The organism is Acinetobacter sp. ANC 3781, assembly GCF_004331285.1.
Classification (GTDB): domain Bacteria; phylum Pseudomonadota; class Gammaproteobacteria; order Pseudomonadales; family Moraxellaceae; genus Acinetobacter.
Genome location: NZ_SJOH01000007.1, coordinates 14,980 through 41,159 on the forward strand (window position 1 = coordinate 14,980; position 26,180 = coordinate 41,159).

The following is a 26,180-nucleotide window of genomic DNA, read 5'->3' on the forward strand; positions in this document are numbered from 1 at the left end:
AGCCTTATTATAAAAATATTTTTCAATGCATTACCATTATTTCTGTGAAATAACCAGAAATTGATTGCCTAGAAAAGTTGCCCCACAAGTCGTTTTATCTCCAGCAATAACCACTCCCCGTCCTTTCACAATTGTAGATCGATCTCTGGCAATTGCAGACACCACTGCGTGACATTGGGGACAATAATGTTTCATCCCATGCAAATGCACTGCAATTCCATTGATTATAAATGTATTTTCGCATTCGGATACAATGCCGCCATGTGTGGTCGAAGACCCCAGAGTCACTAAAGATTTAGCCATAATTTTTTCTAATTTTATTTATAAAATTTATGCGCCATCTTAGCATGAGATGAATTCCAAGCTCTAATCTTCCATTGTTCACACAAATAAGACCTAGAGAATTTTAAGCAATAAAAAAGCACCCGAAGATGCTTTTTTAAACAAGTTTTGAAATTACGGTTTAACTACAACCAACACCTGAATCGCTTCCGGTGTTACCGATAAACCATCAAGCAAGCTAATGCCTTCTGATTGAAATTTTTGCAGGCGTGCAATTTCGTCTTCACGAATACTTGGATTAAATTGCTTCAAGTAAGTTAAACGGTCAATTTCATATTGCCATTTATTGCCATACACTTCTTTGGCTTGTTGCTTGAAGTTTGGCAGTGCTGTTTTAGCAAGATCAAGCGCCTGTGCATAACGCTGCTCAATCACATCACGGCGGGCTTTCACCACCTGACGACAGCTATTGCTATCCAAATGATGCAAATACGGTTTTAAAATACTCGGATCAATCTTGGCAGATAAGTCCTGTCCTGTTTCGCTGAGCAATACGCGAATTAACTGTTGTGGCAAACTTGAAGGTAGATTCAATGCTTTTGGTGCAATCACATCCACTTTAAACCACACTTCTAACAATAAAGAACCCTGTTTCAAGGCATTCGATTTTAACAGTGCGACGTTGGTGCTACCAAATGACTGGGTGTTAATCATTTCCATCACACTTTCAGTGAATGGATGTTCAAGCGTTAAATACTGTGCATCTTCGCGAACTTGTGCCTGATCACGATAGAAAGTCGCAGTCATGCCTTCTTCATCTAAAGACAAACCTTGAACCTGCATTTGATCAGTTGGCTTAATGATTACCGTACCATTGCTTTGCTCGTCAAAATCGATATTTGTCGATGCCATGAAGCGCTTCATAAACATTGGCAACGTAGTGTTGTCATCATAGTCTTCAAGCGCTTGAACAATTTCTTGCGCCACAATTGGACGACATGAATTGTATTCAAGCAAGCGGTCACGCCCTTCCTGCAATTCAGCTTCCAAGGCTTCACGCTGCACGCTGACTTCTTCAAGCAAATCTTCAAACTGTTGCCCTAAATCTGACAATAAACAATCTTTTAATTTGGCAATGAAGTTTTCTTGCAGCGTTTGGGCAGCGGGTGAAATATTGCTGAAAATATTTAAACCTTCGTTATACCAACGGAACATACGCTCTTGCGCTGTGCCAGCTAAATAAGGCACATGAATTTGAATACGATTTTCCTGACCAATACGATCCAAACGACCAATACGTTGTTCTAAAACATCTGGATTCGCTGGCAAGTCAAATAGGATGAGATCAGAGGCAAACTGGAAGTTACGTCCTTCTGAACCAATTTCCGAACATAGTAAAATTTGTGCACCATAAGAATCTTCAGCGAAATAAGCCGCAGCTTGGTCACGTTCTAAAAGACTCATACCTTCATGGAACATGGCAGTACGAATACCGGCATGTAAACGAAGTACATTTTCCAAAGCTTCGACTACTGGACCACTACGCGCGATGAGCAATACTTTTTTATGTTTAAGCTCGGTACGCAGCATTTCCATCAGCCACATCACACGTGGATCATGCTCCATCCACGTGCCATCCAGCTGTGCTTCTTCAGGCCACATTTGTTCACGCAGCTTGCCGTCTTTCGACCAGTTTGCAGGTGCAGGTAAAGCAACAGGCTGACAGTCACGACCCGGGAAACCCTGAATCGCTTCACGGGTATTACGGAATAAAATACGGCCTGTACCATGACGGTCCAGCAATTCATGAATGGCACGGAAACGCTGTTCTGGCTCATCCTGAATGCTATGCCCTAGCAATCCTTCAATCGCAGCTAAATGAGCTGGTTCCAAAGGCAAATCTGACATCAGCACTTCAGCAATTTTTGCGGTGTGATGATATTGCTCTTCTTCATCCAGAAAACGATTGAGTGAGCTAAAACGCTGCGGATCAAGTAAACGTAAACGGGCAAAATGGCTTTCTACCCCTAACTGCTCAGGTGTTGCGGTAAGCAATAATACACCCGGGGTTTTTTCAGCAAGTTCTTCAACCAGATCGTAACGGTCATTCCCACCTTCTTCTTCGCTCCACATCAAGTGATGCGCTTCATCTACGACAAGAAGGTCAAAACCGGCTTCTAATGCTTGTTCACGCAAATCATCGTGATCGACCATTAAATCGACACTGGCAATAATGCATTGCTCAGTCAAGAATGGATTTAAATCTGGATCATGTTCTTTAATAGACGCAGTACGGGTTAAATCAAATAATGAGAATTGAAGATTGAAACGGCGGCGCATCTCAATCATCCACTGATATTGCAGTGAATCTGGAACCAAAATCAGAATACGTTCTGAACGACCAGTTTTAAGCTGCTGGTGAATGATCAAGCCGGCTTCAATGGTTTTACCCAAACCTACTTCATCGGCAAGTAAAACACGCGGCGCAAAACGTTGACCGACTTCATGTGCAATATACAGCTGATGGGGAATCAGACCAACACGTGCCCCAATCATGCCACGCAATGGACTGGATTTCATATTGGCTTGCATCATCAAGGCTTCAATACGAAGGTCATACCATTCTTTATAGTCCACCTGACTGGCTAGCAAACGGTCCAGCGGTTTTGAAAGCTGAATATGTGCACCAACACGGGTTTCGTTTAAAGCTTTACGTTCTTCAGTGCCATCTTCAAGGGTACGGATTACGTTATAACGCACCACGCCATGACGGTCTTCAAAAGACTCAACCAGCCACTTTGTGCCTTCCTGATCCTGCAATTCATCTTTAATATTAAAAACAATACGTGATAAAGGTGCATTGTTACGTGCGTAAACACGTGTTTCATCACTCTTCGGGAATAAGATGCTAACCGATCGTTCATCTACATCAATGAGAACCCCTAATCCAAGCTCTGTTTCTGTATCCGATAACCAACGCTGACCAATAGCAAACTGATGCAATTTTTCCACCTTTATCTAAAAATGAGGACACTTATTTTCCAGATCAAAACCTGTTTAGTATTTGAGCAAGAAAATAGGTCTTTAAGCAATATATTTTGACATAAAGCCCACTAAAAAGTGCGCAAAATCGATGACGATTAAAAAGTTTTTACCTTAAAAAGGAACAGGATAATAAAACTCCACCCGTTCCTCTGTTTGAGGATGGTAAAAACTCAAGTGTTCAGCATGCAAGCACAGTCGAGGAATCAACTGTTGCTGCTCTGGTGTAGCATACAAGGTATCACCCACAATCGGATGACCGAGATACTGCATATGTACACGAAGCTGATGTGAACGACCTGTAATGGGAGTAAGTTTGACACGCGTTACCGCCTGCCCTTGAATTTCAAAATGTTCGATGGCTTGCCAATGGGTAAGTGCAGGCTTGTTATGATTGGGAGCAGCAATATGTAAAGGTGGATGTTCAGGATCGTAAATGACCGGGACATCAACCGTACCTTCGCCGTCAAGATGTCCGGCAACGACGGCCTGATAGGTTTTTTCTGTTTGGCGTTCCTGAAACTGACGGGAAATGGTTTTTTGCCCCCATTTAGTCAGACCAAAAACCAAAATACCTGAAGTATCACGATCCAGACGATGAATCAGTAAAGTTTTCGGTTCTATTTTTAATAATCTGTTGATCACGCAATCTTGTAAATCTTCAGTTTTACCGGGAACGGTGAGTACACCTGCAGGTTTATGGATCACCATAAAATCTTCGTCACGATGTATCAGGTGTTCGGTTAGAAAATTACTCAATGTTCAATCCCAGGCTGATCGCGAAAACAAGCCGGCAATGATAGAAAGCTTGGCGCAGAATTACAATGCGCAATACTACAATTGGCGACGGATTTTCCGATTTTGCTCAAAAATTATTTCAATCTCGCGTTATGAACGTGCGGATTGCAATATAAAACCCACCAAATCATGTAAAGAAGCATGCTCTACAATATCTTCGTACCTCACATTTGCACCATGCGCACGCCAAGTTCCGACCAAAGTGACGATAGTGATAGAATCCAGACCGTATTGTTTCAAATCGATATAAGGATCAATTTCAAGCGCATCCATATTCAGCTGCTCTGCAACGGCAAGCATGATCCCCTTGGTTGAAAGCACATAATTTGACGGTGCACTTAAATCCCACAGCCGAGCTAAACTATAACTATTCATGTGGTGCAAACCTTGTGCCGAGATATTTTCTATCCACTGTATATGCTGATCTTGATTTGGCAATAAAATTGCATCATCAACCACACAGATCTGTTCAGTCACACTTTGCAGGTGCGGTAAAATCTGTTTCAGCATCGGCGTGACCTGCCCAGCAAAAATCAGTTGTGGATGAGATGATGCATATTCACCGAGTTGTTGCATTCCCTGCATTAAGTCATCCCCATACAAATCAACAATTGGAATATCTAAGGCTTTGGCTTTATTGCTGATCTGGATTAGATTATTCATCAGGTCGCTGTGTTGTATGCCTTGAAGCATCCGCAAATTTTGTAATCCAACAAGTACCAATACTGAATGTGCAGCAGCAAGCTGCCATTTGGCTTGAGATGGAGCAAGTTGAATTTTTTTGGGCATGGGATACAGCATGGGAAAACTACTATTTAGCATATTGCAACATTGCTGTATGCTAGCCTAAATTGTATAAGTTAATAAGTTTTTGATTAACGCTGTAAGATTAAAAACATTCTAAAAATCTGTCCAACACACAAAATAAACAGTAAATTTATGAAATATAATAATTTTTAAAGCCTATGGATATTTTACTTCACTATATTGATTTAGTTGGAACTTTTGCTTTCGCCTTAAGTGGAGCAATGCTGGGTATAGAGAAAAAATATGACATTTTTGGGATATTCTCCTTAACGGCGATCACGGCAATTGGCGGAGGTGTTCTTCGAGATTTATGTCTTTCCGCCACCCCTCCTTCAGGTCTCATTAATGAAGAATATTTCTTTGCAATTTTCCTAGCATTTCTATTAAGTATTTTATTTCAACATATAGTTTTTTCTTTAGATAAAGCTTCTTTATTATTTGATGCCTTGGGATTGGGATTTTTTGCCGCATTTGGGGCAAATAAGACTTATGCACATACCGGTAGCGTACAACTTTCAATTATCATGGGCTGTATGAGTGCGGTCGGTGGTGGGTGTTTACGGGATGTTTTATGTGGACGTACACCGATTATATTTACCAAGGAAATCTATGCAAGTGCGGCAATCATAGGCGCTGCAATCGAGGTTCTAGGTTCAAGTGGTGTTATTTCATCTGCTTATAGTATCTGGATTGCAATAATTACCTGCACTCTAATTCGTCTGATTTCATTGTATTACGGGTTAAATTTACCCACAATAAGGTTAAAATCAAAATAATTTCTAGAAATGCTAAAGCGAACCATCCTAGTTTTATTAGAGGCAGTTTATTTAAGTTCAACAACCTTTCCTAAGGCATTATTTATATTTTTATGGAATAAATCCCCAAGCAGTTGGGGTAGCTTTGAAACGAGGTTATCTCGTGTGTAGGTGAATAGGAAAAGTCCAAAATTGGACTTAAAATATCCCTCTACACACTAACCATAATGAATTTAAATTTAAACAGTAGATCAAAAAAAAAATGATTATCTCTCATGCCTGGATGTTAGGCATTCTTCAAGTTTCATGTTATGCCTTAATTTTAGTTAAGATCTAATTTCTCCCTCTAGTTTTCGAAAAGCTAAAGATGAGTTTTATCCTTGAACCTGCGCTAAAAACTTCTCTATCGCCTGTTGAGCAATCTCCGCATCTTCAAAGGATTTCACGCCTGACACACCCATTGCTCCAACAAGCTGCCCTTGATACATAATTGGCTCACCACCTTCCAACATTCCTGAGAAACTATCCATGGTCAGAAAGCCCATTTGACCGCCTTTGATAATATCTTCAAAAAGCTTGGAAGGACGACGGCTCATTGCCGAGCATTTGGCTTTTTCGATTGCCAAATTTGCAGTCATTGGCGCTGCACCATCCATACGTTTCACCGCAAGCAAAGTGCCTGTTTCATCCACCACAGCAATACTGACATTGAAACTGTTTTGAATAGCGTATTGATGAGCTTCATTTAATAAAAATTCAGCATCGCTTAAAGTCAAATAATGTTTGGTTTGCATTCGTCTTTTTCCCTTTTCAAAATCCCTATAAAAAAGCCCGAACGAATTCGGGCCTGATCTAATGTAAACTCTAAATATTAAGCTTTCATTTCTGCAAAGGTTTCTTTGGCAACTTGAATCGTATAAGCAATATCTTCATCACTATGCGCAGCTGAAATAAAGCCAGCTTCAAAAGCAGATGGTGCAAGGTTCACGCCACGACTTAACATGCCATGGAAAAATTTACGGAACGCAGCAACATTACATTTCAACATTGAATCGAAACTGGTGATGTCTTCTTGATCGGTAAAGTACAAACCAAACATACCACCAACTTGTTGAGTCTTAAACGGAATACCTGCTTCTTTCGCCGCTACTTCTAAGCCTGAAAGTAACTTAGCAAGTTGTGCAGTTAAATTCTCATAGAAGCCTTCGGCACGTAAATGTTTGAACATTTCAATACCAGCCCGCATCGCCAGTGGATTACCAGACAATGTGCCCGCTTGATACACTTTACCCAATGGCGCGATGCATTCCATCACTTCGCGTTTACCACCAAAAGCACCTACAGGTAAGCCGGCACCAATGATCTTACCCAACGTAGTTAAATCAGGTGTTACGCCATAGTGAGCCTGTGCGCCACCCAAACCGACACGGAAGCCAGTCATCACTTCATCAATAATAAACACTGAACCATGTTCATCACATACATCACGAATGGCTTGCAGGAAACCATCAATTGGTTTCACCAAGTTCATGTTTCCTGCCACAGGCTCAACGATTACACCAGCAATTTCAGAACCAAATTTCGCGAAGCATTCTTTTAAAATCGCAATATCATTGTATGGAAGCGTGAGCGTATGCTTGGCAAAATCAGCAGGCACACCCGCCGAAGTCGCCTCACCTTCACCACTGGTCAACATACCTGAGCCTGCTTTAACCAAAAGTGAGTCTGAATGACCGTGGTAGCAGCCTTCAAATTTTACAATCTTGTCACGACCGGTATAACCGCGTGCTAGACGAATCGCGGTCATGGTCGCTTCCGTACCTGAGTTGGTCATGCGAACCAATTCAATTGACGGCATAATTTCACAGATAATATCTGCCAATGTAGTTTCATGTACGGTTGGTGCACCAAAACTTAAACCATCAACCGCAGCATCCTGAACGGCGTTAATAATTGCCGGATGCGCATGCCCCAAGATCATCGGTCCCCATGAACCTACGTAATCGACATAGCGTTTACCATCAACATCGAACAAATATGCGCCTTTGGCTTTTTCAATAAATACAGGCGTACCGCCCACCCCATTAAATGCACGTACTGGCGAATTCACCCCACCTGGAATATGTTTGCTGGCTTGTTTAAACAATTGTTCTTGCTTTGGAGATAAGCTCATGAAGGCACTCGACTAAAAATTAAATCAATCAAAAATATTTTATGCGGTAGCTTGAAAAAGTGCAGACCATTCATCTAACCGCTCAGGAATGGCATGCATAGGAAGTCCCAATATGTCGCTAATTACTGCGCAATAATCCGCCCCGGATTCAATGACTTCGCTGGAGTTCTCAACCGTTAAACCGCCAATCGCACAGAGGGGTACGTTCAGTTTTTCTTTGGCCAGTTTTAAGGTTTCTAAGCCAATGTTTCCTGCTTCAGGTTTAGTGTGGGTAGCATAGATCGCACCAAATGCTACATAATTTGCACCCTCTGCAATTGCCTGTTCAGCCAAATCAAGGGAGTTATTACAGCTGCGACCGATCAACACGCCTTGAGGCAAACGCGCAACTGCCTCGACAATAGAACCATCATCCTGACCTAAATGCACACCCACACCGTATTTGACGGCCATTTCAAGATCATCATTAATCACGAAAGGCACACCGTATTCAGCACACATGGCTTTCATATACTCGATTTCATAAAGTTGATCGTCTTTAGCGACTTTTTTACGACGGTATTGCAAGACCGCAATGCCGCCATTCGCCATTGCACCTTCTAACTTCGCCAATAAAATCTCTATAGGGTCATCATTGGTAATCAGATATAAACCGCGCATAACAAACTGCCAAAACTAAAACTGCCCTATTATAGGCATATCAAGAGCAAGATTCAGCGTATCCGGCTTATTTTCATAAAGATAAAATCAATAAATTCGTAAAAATCTAAAAATATATAACCAACGCATTTTTTTCGGAATAAGTGAAAAAATACCTATGTTTAGTGACAGCTCATGTAGGTATTAAACGGGTTAATCAATCTACAGAATACCGATAAACAACAATACAATGTAAAAATAAAATTTGGAACGACCATCTGACTTTATCATTCTTGGTGAGAAAAACACGCTTAAGGAAGCAAAGGATTAGAGAGAGTCACTTTATTTGCGCTGCACGATCAACTTCTACTAAAATAAATCAATAAAAAAAGCCTAGAGAAAGGTCGCTCTAGGCTTGGAAAACTTAAGATTACAAATTTATTCAATCCGAGAAATTAATTGAATAAGTACAGAACCATTAATAAAATATTCATTATATTTTTGCAAGCACGAGTCAGTCAAATTCTGTATTATTTTATCTTAAGGTAAAATTTGGTTTTTTGATAGAGCAACTTTCGTCCACAAAAAATGTTTCATTCATTAACTTGAAATTTTATCCATTGAACGATCCCTTAGACTTAAATTTCCCCGCAACACATCAGATAACATACGCCAGTCTGAAATAAAACTATATAGGGGTTGTTTAAAACTGGCCGGTTTATTCTTTTCAAACATGAAATGTCCTACCCATGCACAGGCATAGCCGGACAATAAACCATAAGCCAAATATTTTGGTTTTCTTTGGCGAATGGCCTTGCTAAAGAAATACACCCCGACGCTGCTTCCAAATACATGCAAACGGCGACTGCTAATATTACGGTGTTCAGTCAAATAAAAACGGTAAAATTCATGATAGTTCTGAATCGGAAGTTGAAATTCCGGTTCTCGATGATGTTCGAAGTTTAGCTTTACAAGTCCATTCATTGTCATAATCCAGAGTATTTTTATTTAAGTTAGCGCATATTTTATACAAATAAAAGCTTAGTTTGCTAATAGTTTTTGTTCATTTCCAAAGCAATTACTTAAGAATTGCTTCGTCAAGTCTTACATGAAAAATCATTTTCGTTACAATCGGGGACTTAAAATTCAGAATACAAGTTTAGCGCTATAAAAGAATAGATTTCATAACGCATTTGTACCGTAAAGCTGACGCATTTCATTGCTGAAATAACGTCAAAAAATTAGGATGAAAGATCATGGTCGAAGTTGAATTAAAATTTCAAATTCCTGAAGCAAGACGTAATGCTTTACTGAAAGCGTTAGATCCTAAAAAATCGAAAATTATTCAACTTAAAGCAAAATATTATGACACTGAGCAGCGCTTACTTTCACAGCATGGTGTGGCCTTAAGACAACGACTTGAAGGGACTCGCTGGATTCAAACCTTGAAAGCTGCCGGTAAAAGCCACTTACACCGCTTCGAGCATAATTATGATCTGGGTGAACTTGAACAGGCGCCACAGCTTGATTTAAGTATTTATGAACATGATGCTGAAGCGCAGCAAATCTTAAAAAATGCTCTGCAGAACTCACAAGAGCCACTTAAATTACAATTTGAGACGGATATTCAACGCACCTTTCGTGTGATCCAGTTCCAAGAGACTGACATTGAAGTGAGTTTAGATGTGGGTGAAGTCCGCACCGGAACTGCACAGCGTGAAATGCATGAAGTTGAATTTGAACTTAAATCAGGTTCTGTACAATCACTGTTGGCATTTAGCTTTGAATGGGTTAAAAAATACCAACTCTGGCTCGATGTTCGTAGTAAAGCCGAAATCGGTAATCTTTTGGCGATGACTCAAAAAGTTAGTCCGGCAAAATCAGCTAAAGAATTTACGTTAAGCAAAAAAGATCCAGCCAATAAAAACTTACGCCTTCTTATTGCTCAACAATTACAGCATTTACTGCCTAATATTGCCGCTATTTCAGCGGTGGTTTCTGAAAAAGAACATATTCAGCAAGCGCAAATTGCCTTAGATCATTTGAATTTAACGTTATCATTATTTAAAGATTGGAATGAGTCAGTTTCAGATAAATGGGCCATGCAAATTGGAGCATTTAAACAGCAATTTGATCATTTACAGCATTTAGAACATATGCAAACGACTTTGGACGCTTTTTTACAGAACCCCAATACTGCATCAAATTTAACTAAAGATATTCTGTATGCCAAAGAAAAGTTGGCTAATTTAGTTCGCTCAACACAAAACGTGCATCACTATCTAGAATTATTGATGTTTAGTTTGGACACTGAGGAACAGGCTCAATCTCACGATTTAAAATGGTTTGCGCAAAACACACTGCAAAATCAATATAAGCAATTGCAAGACAGTTTAACCAGTGCAGAGATTACTGATTTTGAGAGTCTGGATAAATTAGCCACTAAAATTCATGAATTGAAATTTAGCTTCCCTATTTTGACCTCAATTTATGATGTCAAAAATTTGCAGAAATACAGTAAAGCGTTAAATGATGCGCAACTTGCCGCAAGTGAATATCAGATTTTGGCGTCCTCTGCGGATTATATTCAACAAACTGAGCTTGAAGCCAGTGACTGGTTCGTGTTGGGCTGGTTGACTGCCAAACAAGAAGTTTATGCACAGAATCTACTTGAAGCGACAGAACAATTTTTAGTGAGTCGCAAATTCATTAAATAACAGACGAAATTCAAAAATTAAAGCGTAGGACAGGATATTTCAACAATTGCTATGAAATATCTTGCAATATGCTTTATGAATTTTTAAGCAAAACACTTCTACTCTTTTAGCGAGTCTGGCTTACAATCAAATGTCATAACAACTTTGATTGTAAAGCGTCAGGAGTTTTAACATGCTCGAAGTAGAATTAAAATTTCAGATCCCGCTATCGCATCAAAAACAAATTTATCAATTATTTTTGTCCAAAAACGCTCGTCCGATTTCTTTATATGCACAATACTACGACACGCCAGAACGGCATCTAGCCGAGAAAAAAATCTCATTGCGTCAGCGTCTTGAAGACACGCACTGGATACAAACCTTAAAAGCTCCGAGTGAGCACCATTTAGAACGTTTTGAGTTAGAAATTGATTTAGGTGAGTTAGATCGTCCCGCTTTAGATCTTGAGATTTATCAATCCAACCCTCAAGCAAAAAAATTACTGCACCACATATTAGGCAAACAGGTCAAAAATTTAAGCCAGCAATTTGAAACAGAGGTAAAACGTCTGGTCTATCTGGTGCATTATAATCAGGCCGAAATTGAAGTCAGTTTAGATCGCGGTGAGATCCGTCATGACGATCAAACACAAGTCATTTACGAGATTGAATTTGAACTTAAACAAGGCCCTATAAAAGACTTAATCAAATTTATTCAACCTTGGATTAAACAATATCATTTATGGCTGGATGTCAGAAGCAAAGCGCAACGTGGAGATTTACTCGCACAAAATTTAGAGATTTTTCCTGCTCAATTTGCCATTCCCCTACAACTGAATCAACAAGGCTCAACAGATAGTGCATTAAAACAGATCGTCAACAATGCCTTGCAACATCTGTTGCCGAATGCAACGGCTATTGCAGCTGAACAATACAATAGCGAACATGTACATCAAACACGTGTCGCGATTCGCCGTTTAAGAAGTGCCTTACGCATTTTTGCTGACTGGTCAACAGAGGTCGATCCTGAATGGCAAGAACAGCTGACAACCTTGTTTCGCCAACTTGGTTCAACCCGAGACCGTGATGCTTTAAGCGAAGGACTTTTACCTCAGCTTGAAGCAGCTGGAGCACCTTTCGTGCAACTTCCTAATGTCGCGAAAGAAAACACTGTTCCGATTGATGAGTCTTTACGTTCTTTAGACTTGGTCAACTTGATCTTAGCTTTACTGCAATTCGTGCATCAACCTTGCGCAAAGAAGCAAAAAACCAAATTAAAAAAAGATATAGCAAAAAAACTTCAGAAATTGCATCAACAAATCTGCAAGGATGCCGATCAGTTTTTAGAACTGGATATTGAATCACAACATCGTACCCGCAAACGGGTCAAACGCTTACGTTATTGCATCGAGTTTGTTGCTTCGCTTTATCCGAGCAAAGATGTAAAACGTTATCTGAAAGATTTAAAACCGGCACAAGAAAGCTTGGGTCAATATAATGATTTAATTGTGGCTGAAGACATGTTTCAAAATATAGTCAAACAAAAACAAAAAGTGTGGTTTGCCTTAGGCTGGATTGCGAGTGAAAAAAAATATACCCTGCAACAAGCTCAACAGCATTTAGATACGTATTCTAAAACCCACACTTTCTGGTAAGAGCAAGATAACTCTGGTGAATATCACCCACGATTAGCGATATTTCCCAAAGACTTTCCAAGTATTGTTATCTGCCAATGGATCGCTATAACTGTCATTGCGCTGTTTACGCGGCTTGTCTCGTGCATCTACCAGTTCAAAATGCGGTTCTGTACTTAACACAATGCCATTCACATAAAATCGGGTGCGTGTGTATTCACTTTGCCCATGCTGAAACACATAGGTACGCAAATCAATAAATTCACGGTGTGCAACCAAGGCAGCGGTGTCATCACTGTCTAACCAAAGTTTCATGGCCTGAATTTGCTCTGGCTCATATTGTCCACATTTGTCGATCAGGCTGGCGATGCCACGAAAAGTCTTCGACTCTTTGGCACGGGTTTTATTAATCCGAATGCGATCTACATGAAAATAAAATAACGGTAAGTTTAAATGACTGGGTAAATGAACCGCATCTAGTGTTTCATCTTCCATAAAGGGTTGAAATAGATCTTGCGCCCTTTCAATCAAGCCCGTCCATTGACGGTAATATTCTTCAACTTCTAACTGGGAACCATAATAAATGGGCAGGCCTTCCACATTGGCCAAATTTACAGGTGGCCAAATATTTTGACGCAATAAGGCGATGTCACTTTTTAGACTTTGTACCGCAATAGCATCTTGCATTGGATTATCCATTTTTATACTTAGGCTATTTTTAGATTAATCCAAAGGTTTAGTTTCTGCAAGGCTTTGCCTATAATATGCCATTAGATCGTTTTGCAGGAAAAGTTCATGGTTCAAAAGATTGAAGCAACAGATGTCACCGAAGAAGAAGCGTTAAATGCTGTTTTTTTTGAACGTGCTGATGAATTTATCAAACAAGCAAATGAATTTTGTCGTGTTGAAAAAGGTTCACAAGTCAAGCCCGCGGAAATGCGCGGTCAAGTCAGTGCTGCAATGTTGTTTGCTACTGCCCGCTTTAATACCTGGGTAGCTGCCAACAACTTTAAAGATGGTAATGAAATGCGTGATGCCAAAGATCAGGTCATGTCTTACATCATGCAGCAGTTCCAAATGATGCTCGAAGACAACTATGACGAATATTGCGAACAGTTTGAAAACTATCTTCGCTTCCGTCATAACGAAGAATTTCATGCCAATAAGCATGACCATGATCATAAACACTGATCATGTGATTAAAAGCCCGAAAGGGCTTTTTTTACACCGCTACTTTTTGGATAAAAGGTCATTCAAAGCTTGATGAGTTTGCAGTAAGGTTAATAAAAGAAACCGATGAATTAAGGACAACCCCATGCGACAACTGGATTTTGCAATTATTGATGCGCATATTCACCAATGGGATCCCTATAACACGCCCCATGCGGCAGCTTTGGCAGTTAAGTTATTGGGCAAGCATCCTTATTTACTTGATAAATTCGTTCGCCTGATTAAGTCCGATGATCTCATTGAAACGGTGGGACTCACCAACCACATTACAGCACCTTATTTACCTGAAAACTATATGCAAGATATTGGGCATTATCAGGTCGAACAAGTGGTGCATGTTGAAGCCAGTTGGCATAAAAATAAAGGCAAAGGCGTTATAGGGGAAACGAAGTTCATTGAATCGCTCCCCTTCAATCTGGGAACAGTGAAACTGGGCGGTATTGTTGCAACAGCAGATCCACGAGACAGTAATTTTAAGAAAATTTTACAGCTACACCAAAAAGCCTCACCGCGTTTTAAAGGCATTCGTAAAATGGCGGCAGTACATGAAGATAAAGATATTCATGCCTGGGCGGATGAACCACATTTATATTTGAATAAAAAGTTTCTCAAAGGGTTCGAAGCTCTAGCACAAAACAAGTTAACTTTTGATGCTTGGGTCTATTCAACTCAACTCAGTGACGTGATTGCCCTAGCCAAACAGTTCCCTGAAACCTCGATTGTGCTGGATCATTTTGGAACGCCTGCCGGATTATTCGGTCAAGTCGGAACACTGACAGGACTAACAAAAATAGCCCGTGAAAATATTCTTATTCGCTGGCAAGAAGATATTGCCGAACTTGCCTTATGTCCAAATGTGTATACCAAAATGTCAGGCTTGTTGATGCCTGTTTTAGGTCATCAATTCCACAAGCAGAACCGGCTAGCCAGTAAACAGAAAATTTATGATTTAGCCATGCCCCTGATTAGCCATGTACTCAACTGTTTTGGCACATATCGGGTGATGTTTGCTTCCAACTTTCCGATGGATCGCGTCAGCTCGTCATTGGTGAATATTATTGATGCCTTTAGTGATGCGGTTGTAGCTTATGATCCAAATGCATTGGAGCAGGTGTTTCATCATAATGCAAAGCAGTTTTATCTGCTTTAAAAGACCTCGCCTTTAACTAAGCTGAATTCAAGATGAGTCTTACCTGAAATTAGATACAGATGAGTGTCCTGCACCATTATTCGAGTTAGAATTTCATTTGCAATGTACTGTTTCTGCGATGATTTTAATATAACTCGATATCTTGCAAGTTTTGTGAAGGACAATAGTTTTGCCCACTTTTGCCGAAACAAAAGTGGGTGAACCGAAGGTTAATACTGATCTATGACTAAAACTGTAAGATCCTAATAGTAATGGATTCTTAATGAACTGGAATTTATATAATAATTTATCAAACTCAACTTAAATAGATTCACGGCAATCACATTAAAGTGGATCAAGAGTTATGACTTATTTTGCGGTTTGCCATACTGATCTGCCATGACTTCAACCAGCTGATCCAGCTTTATGTATTTCTTGATCACGGCATCCACATCGGCTTTGGTCAATTTTGCTAGTGCCTGATCACGTTTTTCACGAAACAATAGGTCACGATTACGTTCTAATTGTGGCGTTAACATACTATGAATATTGCGTTCATCTTCTAAAGCAGTAATCCGTTTTTTCAAAATACTGGCTTTTGCTGCTTCCAGTTCCTGCTCGGTCACGCCCTTAGTCAACAGGTCATTTAAGACTTTACGTACACCTTGTGAAACTTGAGCCGATTTACCTGCCGTGTAATTGGCTTCAATGGTTAGCGCACCTGAATCAATCCAATCATCCAGTTCGACACTACTGCCAAAACCATAAACTAGGGCATTTTTTTCACGTAATTCTTGCGCTAAGCGTGAAGAGAGTTGTGAGTCTCCCAAAATATAGCTGAATACGATTAAAGCTGTAGCATCCGCATGATTTGCCCCGGCAGGAAAAGTCAAAATAGATTGATAACTGCCGAATTCCCGCTGTTCAGATAAAGTATGAACTTTTTGTGCGGGATAAGCTTGATAATCCGAGCTTAGACGTTGATATGGCAATTGCGCTTTCCAACCTGAAAACTCTTTTTGCACTAATGCGAGCATGGGTTGAGCTTGATAATCACCGGTAATGGCGATTTGTGCATGGTTACTGACAAAGAAATCCTGATACAATTTCTTCACTTGCTCAACCGTGGCTGCTTTAATTTGTTGTTTGGCAAGATCCGGCTCAAAATGGTAACGCAAATCGCCTGGTTGATAGGTCTCTAATAAACGGGTCATGGTGAGTGCAGCAACGGTTTCAGGCTCGGTATAAGGACGATCCAATGCAGATAAACTTTGCGATTTGATTAAATCAAATTGTGATTGTTCAAATTTCGGCTTTTTCAACACCTGCATCATAAATTTAAAATAATCATCAAATTTTTCTTTTTTTGCCACAATTTGAATGGTAATACTATTGGCGGATGCTGTTGCAGTGGCACCACCTCCCGCTTCAATTGATTTGTCGGCAATATCTTGCAAGCTATATTGATCTGAACCACGTAATAACAAATACGCCATTAAATCGAGCACTTCGCCTTTATTAAATAATGACTTTTCTGTACCAAAATCGACAGAAATAGTGGCGTAGGTTTTGTCATCACGGGTCGATGTTGGATACAATGCGTATTTAATACCATTCTTCAAGGTTCCGCGTTGAATTTTCTTTTCGGTATCCACTAGATACTGTTTTGAGGTCTTCACATATTCAGCAACCTCTTGTTTATAGACACTGCTATCTTTTAAAGGTTCTTCTTTGACATCAGTTTGATCAAGTGTTTTAGGTTGTTCAGCTGCCTGTTTTTGCTCTAGTGCTTTTTTCTGATCTTCTGGTGTCGGCTTAATATCCCCTGAGATACGGTGTTCTGGGACTAAAAACTGGGTTAAAGTTTGATTCACTTCAGAGAGCTTTAATTTTTTCACATTCTCCAGATCAGTAAAATATTGTGACCAATTCCCTTGATAAGACACATAATAATCACTCAAACGTCCACCTAATGCAGCAGCATTACTCTGGATATTGTCTGCCTGATTCTGAATCAGATTTTTTACCCGATTCAGCTCGGTTTCATTAAATGGCTTATTTTTTTCAACCCCTGCCACCAATTCAGATTGAACTTTTTTTGCATCATGATTTGGGGCATAAATAGCACCCATGAAAACTAAATTGAAGTCTTGATCTAACCATGTGGTAGATTGAACTCCGGTACTTACACCTGTTTCCACCACACTTTGGTAAAGATGTCCACTTGGCTGCATGGTATATAAAGACGGTGCCAAGGCTAATGCAGATTTGATCTTTTCATTTTTGCCATTTAGATAAATATTGAATTTAGCCAGGTCACTGCCCTTTTGTACCAGAAAGTTTCTGTTCTTAATTTTGGCTGAATCAAGGACGGGAACTTTAGTTTGTGCCGGAACTTGGCGTGCCGCAATTGGACTGAAACTTTTATCAATCTGTTTTAATACTTCAGCTTTATCAAATTTACCTGAAATCACCATAACTGCATTATTCGGTGCATACCAGCTACGGTAAAATTTATTCAGCTCATCCATTTTAATCGACTGTAATTCGTTTAAGTCACCAATCGGTAAACGCCCTAGATACTGATTACCATAAGCGGACTTCCACATCTGATCCATCATGACTGAAAAAGGTTGATCCATCCGAACTTCACGTTCCCGTTTCACAATCGAAATTTCAGAAGGTACAAACTTTTCTTGCAGCACCAGTTTATCCATTCGTTCCGCTTCGAGATGAATCACTTCATTAATTGCATTCTGTTCTGGACGAATAATATTGGTATATTTAGTCGAATAATAATCGGTGCTGGCATTGGTCATTAAGGTGTATTGATCCAGGCGTCGCTGAAACTCCTCGCCTTTGATATTCTGTGTTCCTTTAAATGCCAGATGTTCCAACAAATGCGCCAAGCCACCTTTACCTTGTGGATCATTTAATGAACCTGTGAGATAAACGGTATTCATAAATACTTTATTTTCTTTGTCATTTTGCGCAAGTACCACACGCAAACCATTATCTAATTTATATTCCTCAATCTTCTGTTGAGATTTTACTAAAACAGGCTGTGACCAAGCGGTTGCACTAAAGCCAACCAATAATAAAGAGATGGTAAGTTGTTTAAACCGCATTAACATAATTATTCCAATTTTATTCAACAATATGAATTTTTATCACCCTCGCCATCTTAGAAAATGCTTTTCATTTTTAGTAGTAGTTTTTTGAAAAAATAGCCGTTTATTTCAACGGCTTTGTAGCAAATTTATTCATACATTTTATAGATACAGCTCTGCCTGCATATATAACTTTGCGTAACCCGAAATTTCGATCCGCTCATTTTCAAGTACTACACAATACAATTCACCACCACGTTTTGATGCCTGATAAGCCAGAATTTCACTTTTACCCAGTTTTTCAGCCCAAAGTGGCGCAAGAGCGGTATGAATTGAACCCGTTACTGGATCTTCATCAATGCCATTGGCAGGTGCAAAATAACGTGAAACACAATCATATTGCTCAGCTTGTGCAGTTAAGGCTAAATCCACATCTGTCCCTTGCGCTGTAATTGCCGTACGAATTCGTCCCAATTGTTTCAACAATTCCAGATTTGGGGTTTCATCAACAACATCTTGCGGGTTTTCATATTCCACAATATAGGCCTGGCTATTCAAATAAACATTTTTAAAGGGCTTGGTTAAAGCCTGATTTAAGATTTCAGGATAACTCTCAATTTTCTCTGCACGGCGAACAGGAAAATTCATTTTGATTTTACCATCAGCCTCTTGGCTGACCACAAAAATGCCCAAATTTTTCACATGAAATTGAATGACGCTTGCAGAAGTGAAATCTTTAAACAGCACAAAACTGCTGGCTAAAGTGGCATGCCCACAAAAGTCTACTTCTATGGTCGGCGTAAACCAGCGGATTTCATAATTCTCTGCATCAATGATTTTCACAAAAGCCGTTTCAGACAAATTATTTTCCAATGCAAGATTTTGCATCAATGTTTCATCTAACCACTGTTCGGTCACAATTACTGCTGCTGGATTGCCCTTAAACAGCTCATTTGTAAACGCATCCACCTGATACATCTTCATATTGATTTACCTGATTTTATTTGTAACCATTTTACTGATTGAAAAACCTTAAGATAGAAAAAGATATTAAGAATAATCTCTATCGATCATTTTTTGATAAAACTCAAATACTCAAGATTTTATTTAAAATTAAGCATTTGTATAGATTTGCGATGTTCTACTGGCAAAAAATTGACTTTAACGATAGCTTATTCATATCTATCTCATTGATCACTTATCTCATGACTTTTCAAATCCATATGATTGATGTCAAAAATCAATTACAAAACTATATTTGGTTGTTAGAACATACGCCGAGTAAAGAAGTGGTCGCAATTGATCCAACCGAAGCACATTTGGTAGAAGCATACTGTACAGAAAACAATTTGAAGCTGGGTCAGATCTGGCTGACCCACTGGCATAAAGATCATACCGGTGGTGTACCCGAACTTTTAATCAATCGCAATATTCCTGTCTATGGTCCACGTGAAGAATTAAGTAAAGTTCCTTTTATCAGCCATCCCCTGCAACACGAAGCCCATATTACTTTCCACGATTTAGATATAGAGATCATTGCCGTACCGGGTCATACCCTAGGACATATCGTCTATTTTATCGAGGCTTTGGAGCTTGTTTTTTGCGGCGACACCCTTTTTGCGATGGGCTGTGGTCGGGTCTTTGAAGGTACATATGAGCAAATGTATCACTCACTTAATCGCTTAGCCGCTTTACCTGCGCAAACCAAAGTGTATTGCACACACGAATATACCCTTTCAAATGCAAAATTTGCATTACACGCGGAACCGGACAATCTGGCGATCCAACAGCGTTTCGAAAAAGTTGAAGCTCAACGTATGCTCGGTCAATGTACACTACCGAGTACCATTGAGTTAGAATTAGACACCAATCCATTTTTACGAGTTGAAAGCGTTGAAGAATTCCAACGCCTAAGAGAGTTAAAAGATCATTTTTAACAGTTAAAGCTGAAAAAACATGATTTACAAAATCTGATGCATTTGTGCATAAGCATTAAGCTCAATTTGAGTCACCACACGTGTCATATTCATTTCATCAACACGAACCAACAGCAAGCCACCTAAAGCAGGTTGATAACGTCGAGCACTACCAAAAGGGGTATAAGACACTTTTGATTGTTCTGCAAAGATCAGCCAATCTTCATGTCCCAACATAGCAGCAACAGGAGTTAAACCTTGTTGCTGCATATTTTGAATTTGATTCAATACATTTTGTTCAATGGTTTGTGAGGTCATTTCAATCTAATCATCTTAATAAGTATTACGCCTAAGATATAATTTAAAATTTCCCAGTACGGCGCAATCTATTTTTTCGTTTTTTAACATAGCAAGTATTGTCATTTTTTTTGCAACTATTCAGTTATTTATAAAATAATAATGATTTCCCGCCCCCCGTTCAGTATTTCTAAACAATCCGAAGCAACAGCTCAAACATAGACACATTTAAACCACATTGAAAATTGTGTATAAATATTTCGACCTCAAAGACCTAAAAAATTCCGGTAAAATAAATAAAATTCATATAGTTATATTGAAATTCAGGTCAAAAACCGGTTAAACCTTATCCATAATTCAGTTTTTATTTATGTATTTATTGCTCATAAAAAATACAAAATATTAATTTTATAAAAAACAACACAAAGTTGCCCTTTAAAAAAGAAGCTGTATCCCTATTATTATTTTAATACTGTAATGTATCTAATATACACAAGGAGTGCTCTCGTGAAGAAAGTTGTTAAAGCAAAAAATTTAATTGCGTTTCGCATCTGGTTAGAAAAATTAGGCTATTCGGTAAAATCATTAACCGACAATCGCGGTTTTACTTTTAGCTTTAAAAAAGAATATGGTTTGGTCACCTGTGATTTGGCGGGTAATTCACTGGCCCTACAACTTGGTGAAGAGTTTGAAGATCACTTAAAAGCTTAAAAATATATCTCACTTTTGAATCGAGACAAAAGAATAAATTATTCAAAATATATTTTTAAAAACATCTTTTCAAACTAATCTTTAAAGCCCTCTTTTGGGCTTTTTTATTTTATCTTTCACTTTTTTTCAGGCAATAAAAAAGCAAGGTATATACCTTGCTTTAATATGATGGTGGGGACGGAGAGACTCGAACTCTCACACCTTGCGGCGCTGGAACCTAAATCCAGTGCGTCTACCAATTTCGCCACGTCCCCATCAGGGTACTAACATACTAGTGTTAGATTTTTTAAAACTTGGCAGAGGATCAAGGACTCGAACCTTGACGAACGGTTTTGGAGACCGTCATGCTACCATTACACCAATCCTCTATAGCCTTATTACCAAACAAGTTTGATAATAATTGGTGGGGACGGAGAGACTCGAACTCTCACACCTTGCGGCGCTGGAACCTAAATCCAGTGCGTCTACCAATTTCGCCACGTCCCCAATGGCTGTGTATATTATAGAGATCGTTTCCCGATGACAAGACCTTTTTATGAAAAATCCACTTGTTTGTTTAAATAAAAAACAAAAGCGGTTTTTTTGTATTTTTCTTAAGCATTTTCAGGGATTAAGCACTGTTTTACAGCGTGAATACTGGTAAATCTTTGCTCTTTTTGCTTTGCCAACATGCCTGATAGAAACTTTTTAAAATGTATTAAATGATCTGGAAGCTCAATACTTAACCGCTGGCAATGTAAATAGGCCCAATCTTGATAATTTTCTGCTGTTAAACGCTTCCCTGCTAGCCATTCATAAAAAATAATTCCTAATGCATATATGTCGGTTTGTACGTTTTTTTCTGTAAAATGAAAAAGTTCTGGTGCCATATAGCGTGGAGTTGCAGTCAGACTTTGCATTTTTTGGGATACCTCGACTTTTTGAGCCTGTTCAAAATCAATCAAACACACACGTTGCTGGTATAGGACAAAATGTTCCTGCTTTAAATCGGCATGAATCCAGCCGAATTGATGTAACTGATCAATCACATCTAGTACTTTTAACAACGTCTTTTTAATCTCATTCAGCGACATGCCAGCACACTCCCCAAATGGTGATTCTGCATGGCTCAAAATCAATGCAGATGATCTTAACCCTTTTTGCTGAGATACAATTTTAAAGTGAGGAATCACTTGAAAGGGTAATAAAAAATCAGGTATGTTGCTTGAAGAATGGGATTGATCTACAAATTGCTGATAAAAAGCCAATTCATTTAAAAATCCAGCTTCACAACTTTGATTCACATTGCATGCTTGTGTTTTTAACCAGTAGTGCTGCTGCTGATATTCAAAGGTATATAAACAACGCCCAAAAGTTAAACTTTTAGGTTTGGTCTTTTGAATCAAATTACAGCTATGAAGGTCTTCAATATTAAACTGCAATAAATTCTGCTTCTTTTTGCGCTGGATCATCTTGATAGCTTAAAATTTCCAAACAGTGCTGAATGGTTTTCCCTACACGGGCATGTGTTTCAATCGAAGATATTTTAGGCCAGGTCGCCCGCTCACCCTCGCGTTGTAACAATTTAAACAAATAGGGTCGCGGGTTTTGAAACATATAACTATAGTGTCGCAAGCTATAGTCACCGACAATATTCAAATCGCCATAATATCCTTGATCAATCACACCAAAACCATGATCGAGCAATCGTCGAACCGGGGGGATTTTTCCAACCCGATCCCGGGTAAAGTCCATAATGCCTTTGGTAATCACCTTCCCCTGACGACGAATAATCCGTTCTGGCCAACTCAATAGATCTCGACGGTGACGTTCTGCATCACTTTGCATAAACGGCACAATATGGGGGTTAACCTGACTGGCGATGGTGTAATTTAAATTATACAACCTAGCCATTTTCTCTTGAGGGAAATCACTACGTACACTGCCGTCTACCCAGCGTGTATCTGCCATATAAGGCGTTAATTGACCATTTTGACGTTTACTGGTGAGTTTAACCGGTGGAAATAAAATCGGAACTGCACAGGAGGCCAATACTGCACTCCAAACCAGCAAATCTGGCGAAGTGTAGGCATTCATAATCCGGGCTTCTTGTGAAGCATCATATGGGGCAACAGCCACATTAATATGCAAACCAGAGCTTTTAAAAGCTTCTTCAAAGGTCACATCTCCCAAATTTTCAACCAAGAATTTCTTTAGGTACATCACATCGGCAAAACCACCGTTACCCTTTAAAATTTCGCTGAATTTACGAAAATGAAAAGCTTCACTAAAAAAGTTTTCACCATTTAAAAGACCGGAAATATCTGACGGTTTTGAGGTTCCCAACATTGCCGTCATAATTGCACCCGCGCTCGAACCCGATATCACCTTAGGCATTAAATCTTGTTCAAGGAGCGCTTTACATACTCCTGTATGAAACAGCCCCAATGTTGCACCACCTGAAAACATGATCGCAGGTTGACCATATGCTTTTTTACAATGCTGAAAAAATTTAATTTTTTCAGTTAAACATAAGCAAGAACAAGCATCTGAAGCGATGTAAGCAAGACTTGCACTGACTTCTTCCACATAGTCTTCTATGATTTTTTTTGTCCCCACATATGTGGCAGTAAACAACATCGGATTTGCAATATTGGCAATATCATAGCTTAAACCTTCACGCAATATGTACATGAGATCTTCAGTACGTTTTTGAAAACGGTAGCGTTTTAAACGGTTTAATCGCTCGGAAATAATTTCAGCATCAAAATAAGGTGAGCAATTATCATATTTCCATTCTTGAGCACCTGTTTCTTCATCTATTTCCAGTGCGATGCTTTTCCATTCTTCATATGTTTCAGCTGTTTCAAGTTGGCGCTTTAATTTTTTTATGCGATACGCTTGATGTGGATTAATATCTTGGGTGAAATCTTTAAATAACATATCTATCCCTCAAACACTTTCATTTTTATTCATTATTCATGATAAGACATCACGCATAACATTGACAGAAAACTCAGCGGATTATCACTGCAAAAATGCCTATTCCCTTGGCAAAACACGACTAATTGATATACAGTTCTTGAATAAAACCATCCTTTTACTTTTACATGTATAAGCTGAACCATCATGGCAACAATTGATTTACCTGAGCATATCTTACAAGCACTTTCTACTGTACTCCAACAACTACAGCAAAATTTACCAGAACTGAAACAAGCGACCGACTTTTCAGCCTCTGCTTATAAATGGCAAGACAAACAATTAATCGCCATTCAACAGCCCAAGAAGATGTATTTGAATGATTTAAAAGGCATTGAAAGACAAAAAGAAAAAGTCATCCAAAATACGCTGCAATTTTTAAAAGGCTTACCTGCTAATGATGTTTTACTTACCGGCTCACGTGGTACCGGTAAATCTTCTATTGTTCGCGCCCTGCTCACCCAATATGAGTCGGAAGGTTTACGTTTAATTGAAATTGAACGTGATGATTTATCCGACCTCCCTCTCATTCAGAAGCTGATTGAAAACCGGCCGGAAAAGTTTATTGTCTATTGTGATGATTTAGCCTTCAATGCAGAAGATGAAAATTATCGTAGCCTAAAAAGTGTTCTAGATGGTTCATTACAATCTGGTTCGAGTAATTTTATTATTTATGCAACCAGTAACCGCCGTCATTTGCTGCCAGAGTTTATGCATGAAAATACGCCGGTAACGCGCGTGGATGTTCCGCAATATACAGAGCTTCACCCTCAAGAAGCGATTGAAGAAAAAATTTCATTGTCAGACCGTTTCGGAATGTGGCTATCTTTTTACCCCATGGATCAGAACTTGTATTTAGAAATTGTTGAGCATTATTTAGCAAAAGCCAATATGCCAATGGATGATTTTACACGTGCTGAAGCATTACGTTGGTGTCAGGCTCGTGGGCAGCGTTCGGGACGTGCAGCGTATCAGTTTTCTAAACACTGGATTGGCTCGCAGCAGTTAAAATCATTATAAGCTTTTATGATTTAGCCACTTTTCAATCCTTTATTAAATACTGAACCAAAATAATGAGCTAAGCTCTACCTCAAGATGACATTAGATTTTTATTGCGGTTCTTAAGGTTTGTAAAAATTCCGGATTATTTATGCTTCCAGATTCTCCCCTAAATGACTTGATTTATTTTATTTGGACAATATAAACAGCGGTTGTTATGTCCAGTGCAATTTAGACATATCAAAGCCCATAAAAATGCTTCAAACTCTGCAAAATCTCTTGAGAGTCATGAATAGTGCTCATTATTCATAAGACTCACACACTTAAGGAATCTCCCAATGACCGATAACCAACAAGATTCATTAACACCTAAGTCTGAAGCTCCCTCATTTTCACGCAGCTTCGACTTTTCACTCGACTTTGAAAAGATTAATTTTAGAAAGCGTCCAGAGTTATATCGCATTGGTCGTGGTGAAGAAGGTGTTTTATTAGTTGAACCCTATAAATCTGAAATTTCACCGTTTTGGCAATTTGAAGATGAAGCTCAAGCCACTGAAAGTAGTAGCAAGATTTTTGCCTTATTTTTAGATTATTTAGAGAAAAATGATTTTGTTGGTGCAGACATGGCAAGAAAGTTTTTGCTCATGGGCTATACTCGTGCGCGTCGTTATGCAAATCATAAAAAAGGTACCCACAAAACCGGCCGAAAAAATAAAGGCGCTACCCCTAAAGTTAAAGTAGCACTCAATGATGCCGTTACAACTGAAAAACAGCCACGTAGCACTGAAGATCAGGTCAAAGCTGCTGTCGCGAAAATTTTTAAAGATAAAAGCGATCAAGCAAAATTAAATCCAAAATACATTGAGCTTAAAGAACAATTCAACGAGTTGATCCGTCAGGATTAATTGAATACTGTAATTGCACTCTCAATGAGAGTTAACTCTTAAAAGAGCAATTTTAAATTTACAAATTGCTCTTTTTTTTATCTAAAAGCATTTTCAA

Annotated in this window: 23 protein-coding genes and 3 tRNA genes; 9 read left to right on the forward strand and 17 right to left on the reverse strand. The window is 39.0% G+C overall.

What is annotated here, in order from left to right; genetic code table 11:
* Positions 1 to 36 precede the first annotated feature (36 nt).
* The 4 genes from E0H89_RS06635 to E0H89_RS06650 all read right to left on the reverse strand — a co-directional run bounded on the left by E0H89_RS06635 (position 37) and on the right by E0H89_RS06650 (position 4,923).
* Positions 37 to 303, reverse strand: a complete 267-nt coding sequence (locus E0H89_RS06635) for a PAAR domain-containing protein (protein ID WP_131215692.1) — start codon at positions 301 to 303, stop codon at positions 37 to 39.
* A 153-nt stretch (positions 304 to 456) separates the two neighbouring features.
* Positions 457 to 3,294, reverse strand: coding sequence for an RNA polymerase-associated protein RapA (gene rapA, locus E0H89_RS06640; RefSeq protein ID WP_131215694.1), 2,838 nt, complete (start codon positions 3,292 to 3,294; stop codon positions 457 to 459).
* Between the two features lie 144 nt (positions 3,295 to 3,438).
* A complete protein-coding gene (locus E0H89_RS06645) occupies positions 3,439 to 4,083 on the reverse strand; it encodes an RluA family pseudouridine synthase (protein ID WP_131215696.1) in 645 nt (214 codons plus the stop codon).
* Positions 4,084 to 4,212: 129 nt separating this feature from the next.
* Entirely contained in the window at positions 4,213 to 4,923 is a 711-nt protein-coding gene (locus tag E0H89_RS06650; protein WP_131215698.1) for a phosphopantetheine-binding protein, read from the reverse strand.
* Between the two features lie 164 nt (positions 4,924 to 5,087).
* Here E0H89_RS06650 and E0H89_RS06655 point away from each other — a divergent pair, with 164 nt between their 5' ends.
* Positions 5,088 to 5,705 (forward strand): trimeric intracellular cation channel family protein, encoded by a 618-nt coding sequence (locus E0H89_RS06655; RefSeq protein WP_131215700.1) that lies wholly within the window; start codon positions 5,088 to 5,090, stop codon positions 5,703 to 5,705.
* A 353-nt stretch (positions 5,706 to 6,058) separates the two neighbouring features.
* Here the strand turns inward: E0H89_RS06655 and E0H89_RS06660 are convergent, their stop codons facing one another.
* The 4 genes from E0H89_RS06660 to E0H89_RS06675 all read right to left on the reverse strand — a co-directional run bounded on the left by E0H89_RS06660 (position 6,059) and on the right by E0H89_RS06675 (position 9,480).
* The gene (locus tag E0H89_RS06660; protein WP_131215702.1) at positions 6,059 to 6,478 is read right to left on the reverse strand and encodes a GlcG/HbpS family heme-binding protein; all 420 of its coding nucleotides are present in this window, start codon (positions 6,476 to 6,478) and stop codon (positions 6,059 to 6,061) included.
* 77 nt (positions 6,479 to 6,555) lie between these two features.
* The gene (gene hemL / locus E0H89_RS06665; RefSeq protein ID WP_131215704.1) at positions 6,556 to 7,857 is read right to left on the reverse strand and encodes a glutamate-1-semialdehyde 2,1-aminomutase; all 1,302 of its coding nucleotides are present in this window, start codon (positions 7,855 to 7,857) and stop codon (positions 6,556 to 6,558) included.
* Between the two features lie 39 nt (positions 7,858 to 7,896).
* Positions 7,897 to 8,517: a thiamine phosphate synthase gene (thiE, locus tag E0H89_RS06670; protein WP_131215706.1), complete on the reverse strand. Its 621-nt coding sequence runs from the start codon at positions 8,515 to 8,517 to the stop codon at positions 7,897 to 7,899.
* A 579-nt stretch (positions 8,518 to 9,096) separates the two neighbouring features.
* Entirely contained in the window at positions 9,097 to 9,480 is a 384-nt protein-coding gene (locus E0H89_RS06675; RefSeq protein ID WP_131215708.1) for an Mpo1-like protein, read from the reverse strand.
* A gap of 272 nt (positions 9,481 to 9,752) precedes the next feature.
* On the opposite strand from E0H89_RS06675, the gene E0H89_RS06680 reads away from it, so the two are divergent.
* Positions 9,753 to 11,213 (forward strand): CYTH domain-containing protein, encoded by a 1,461-nt coding sequence (locus E0H89_RS06680; protein WP_131215710.1) that lies wholly within the window; start codon positions 9,753 to 9,755, stop codon positions 11,211 to 11,213.
* Positions 11,214 to 11,385: 172 nt separating this feature from the next.
* Positions 11,386 to 12,846 (forward strand): CYTH and CHAD domain-containing protein, encoded by a 1,461-nt coding sequence (locus E0H89_RS06685; protein ID WP_131215712.1) that lies wholly within the window; start codon positions 11,386 to 11,388, stop codon positions 12,844 to 12,846.
* Between the two features lie 33 nt (positions 12,847 to 12,879).
* On the opposite strand, the gene E0H89_RS06690 is transcribed toward E0H89_RS06685, so the two are convergent.
* A complete protein-coding gene (locus tag E0H89_RS06690; RefSeq protein ID WP_131215714.1) occupies positions 12,880 to 13,512 on the reverse strand; it encodes a hypothetical protein in 633 nt (210 codons plus the stop codon).
* Positions 13,513 to 13,620: 108 nt separating this feature from the next.
* On the opposite strand from E0H89_RS06690, the gene E0H89_RS06695 reads away from it, so the two are divergent.
* Positions 13,621 to 14,016 (forward strand): DUF3144 domain-containing protein, encoded by a 396-nt coding sequence (locus E0H89_RS06695; protein WP_131215716.1) that lies wholly within the window; start codon positions 13,621 to 13,623, stop codon positions 14,014 to 14,016.
* A 124-nt stretch (positions 14,017 to 14,140) separates the two neighbouring features.
* Positions 14,141 to 15,205 (forward strand): amidohydrolase family protein, encoded by a 1,065-nt coding sequence (locus E0H89_RS06700; RefSeq protein WP_131215718.1) that lies wholly within the window; start codon positions 14,141 to 14,143, stop codon positions 15,203 to 15,205.
* Between the two features lie 341 nt (positions 15,206 to 15,546).
* Here the strand turns inward: E0H89_RS06700 and E0H89_RS06705 are convergent, their stop codons facing one another.
* Positions 15,547 to 18,318, reverse strand: a complete 2,772-nt coding sequence (locus E0H89_RS06705) for a M16 family metallopeptidase (RefSeq protein ID WP_131215720.1) — start codon at positions 18,316 to 18,318, stop codon at positions 15,547 to 15,549.
* A 138-nt stretch (positions 18,319 to 18,456) separates the two neighbouring features.
* Positions 18,457 to 19,278, reverse strand: coding sequence for a PhzF family phenazine biosynthesis protein (locus tag E0H89_RS06710; RefSeq protein ID WP_131215722.1), 822 nt, complete (start codon positions 19,276 to 19,278; stop codon positions 18,457 to 18,459).
* Positions 19,279 to 19,499: 221 nt separating this feature from the next.
* Between E0H89_RS06710 and gloB the strand changes: the two genes are divergently transcribed.
* Positions 19,500 to 20,231 carry a hydroxyacylglutathione hydrolase gene (gene gloB / locus E0H89_RS06715; protein WP_131215724.1) on the forward strand — a complete coding sequence of 244 codons (732 nt, stop codon included), beginning with the start codon at positions 19,500 to 19,502 and terminating at the stop codon, positions 20,229 to 20,231.
* Positions 20,232 to 20,255: 24 nt separating this feature from the next.
* Here the strand turns inward: gloB and E0H89_RS06720 are convergent, their stop codons facing one another.
* Positions 20,256 to 20,528, reverse strand: coding sequence for a hypothetical protein (locus E0H89_RS06720; RefSeq protein ID WP_131215726.1), 273 nt, complete (start codon positions 20,526 to 20,528; stop codon positions 20,256 to 20,258).
* A 486-nt stretch (positions 20,529 to 21,014) separates the two neighbouring features.
* Here E0H89_RS06720 and E0H89_RS06725 point away from each other — a divergent pair, with 486 nt between their 5' ends.
* Entirely contained in the window at positions 21,015 to 21,218 is a 204-nt protein-coding gene (locus tag E0H89_RS06725; RefSeq protein WP_131215728.1) for a hypothetical protein, read from the forward strand.
* Between the two features lie 169 nt (positions 21,219 to 21,387).
* Here E0H89_RS06725 and E0H89_RS06730 read toward each other — a convergent pair.
* The 5 genes from E0H89_RS06730 to E0H89_RS06750 form a co-directional block, all read right to left on the reverse strand.
* A tRNA-Leu gene (locus tag E0H89_RS06730) sits at positions 21,388 to 21,472 on the reverse strand.
* A 40-nt stretch (positions 21,473 to 21,512) separates the two neighbouring features.
* A tRNA-Trp gene (locus tag E0H89_RS06735) sits at positions 21,513 to 21,586 on the reverse strand.
* Between the two features lie 33 nt (positions 21,587 to 21,619).
* Positions 21,620 to 21,704: transfer RNA gene (locus tag E0H89_RS06740), tRNA-Leu, on the reverse strand.
* Between the two features lie 107 nt (positions 21,705 to 21,811).
* A complete protein-coding gene (locus tag E0H89_RS06745) occupies positions 21,812 to 22,669 on the reverse strand; it encodes a protein kinase domain-containing protein (RefSeq protein WP_131215729.1) in 858 nt (285 codons plus the stop codon).
* Positions 22,629 to 24,140 (reverse strand): DUF3336 domain-containing protein, encoded by a 1,512-nt coding sequence (locus E0H89_RS06750; RefSeq protein WP_131215731.1) that lies wholly within the window; start codon positions 24,138 to 24,140, stop codon positions 22,629 to 22,631. The genes E0H89_RS06745 and E0H89_RS06750 overlap by 41 nt, the downstream gene beginning before the upstream one ends.
* Before the next feature lie 186 nt (positions 24,141 to 24,326).
* Here E0H89_RS06750 and E0H89_RS06755 point away from each other — a divergent pair, with 186 nt between their 5' ends.
* Complete coding sequence (locus E0H89_RS06755; protein ID WP_131215734.1) at positions 24,327 to 25,199, forward strand: ATP-binding protein; 873 nt, start codon at positions 24,327 to 24,329, stop codon at positions 25,197 to 25,199.
* Positions 25,200 to 25,516: 317 nt separating this feature from the next.
* Positions 25,517 to 26,083, forward strand: coding sequence for a DUF4385 domain-containing protein (locus E0H89_RS06760; protein WP_131215736.1), 567 nt, complete (start codon positions 25,517 to 25,519; stop codon positions 26,081 to 26,083).
* The last annotated feature ends 97 nt before the right edge of the window (positions 26,084 to 26,180 follow it).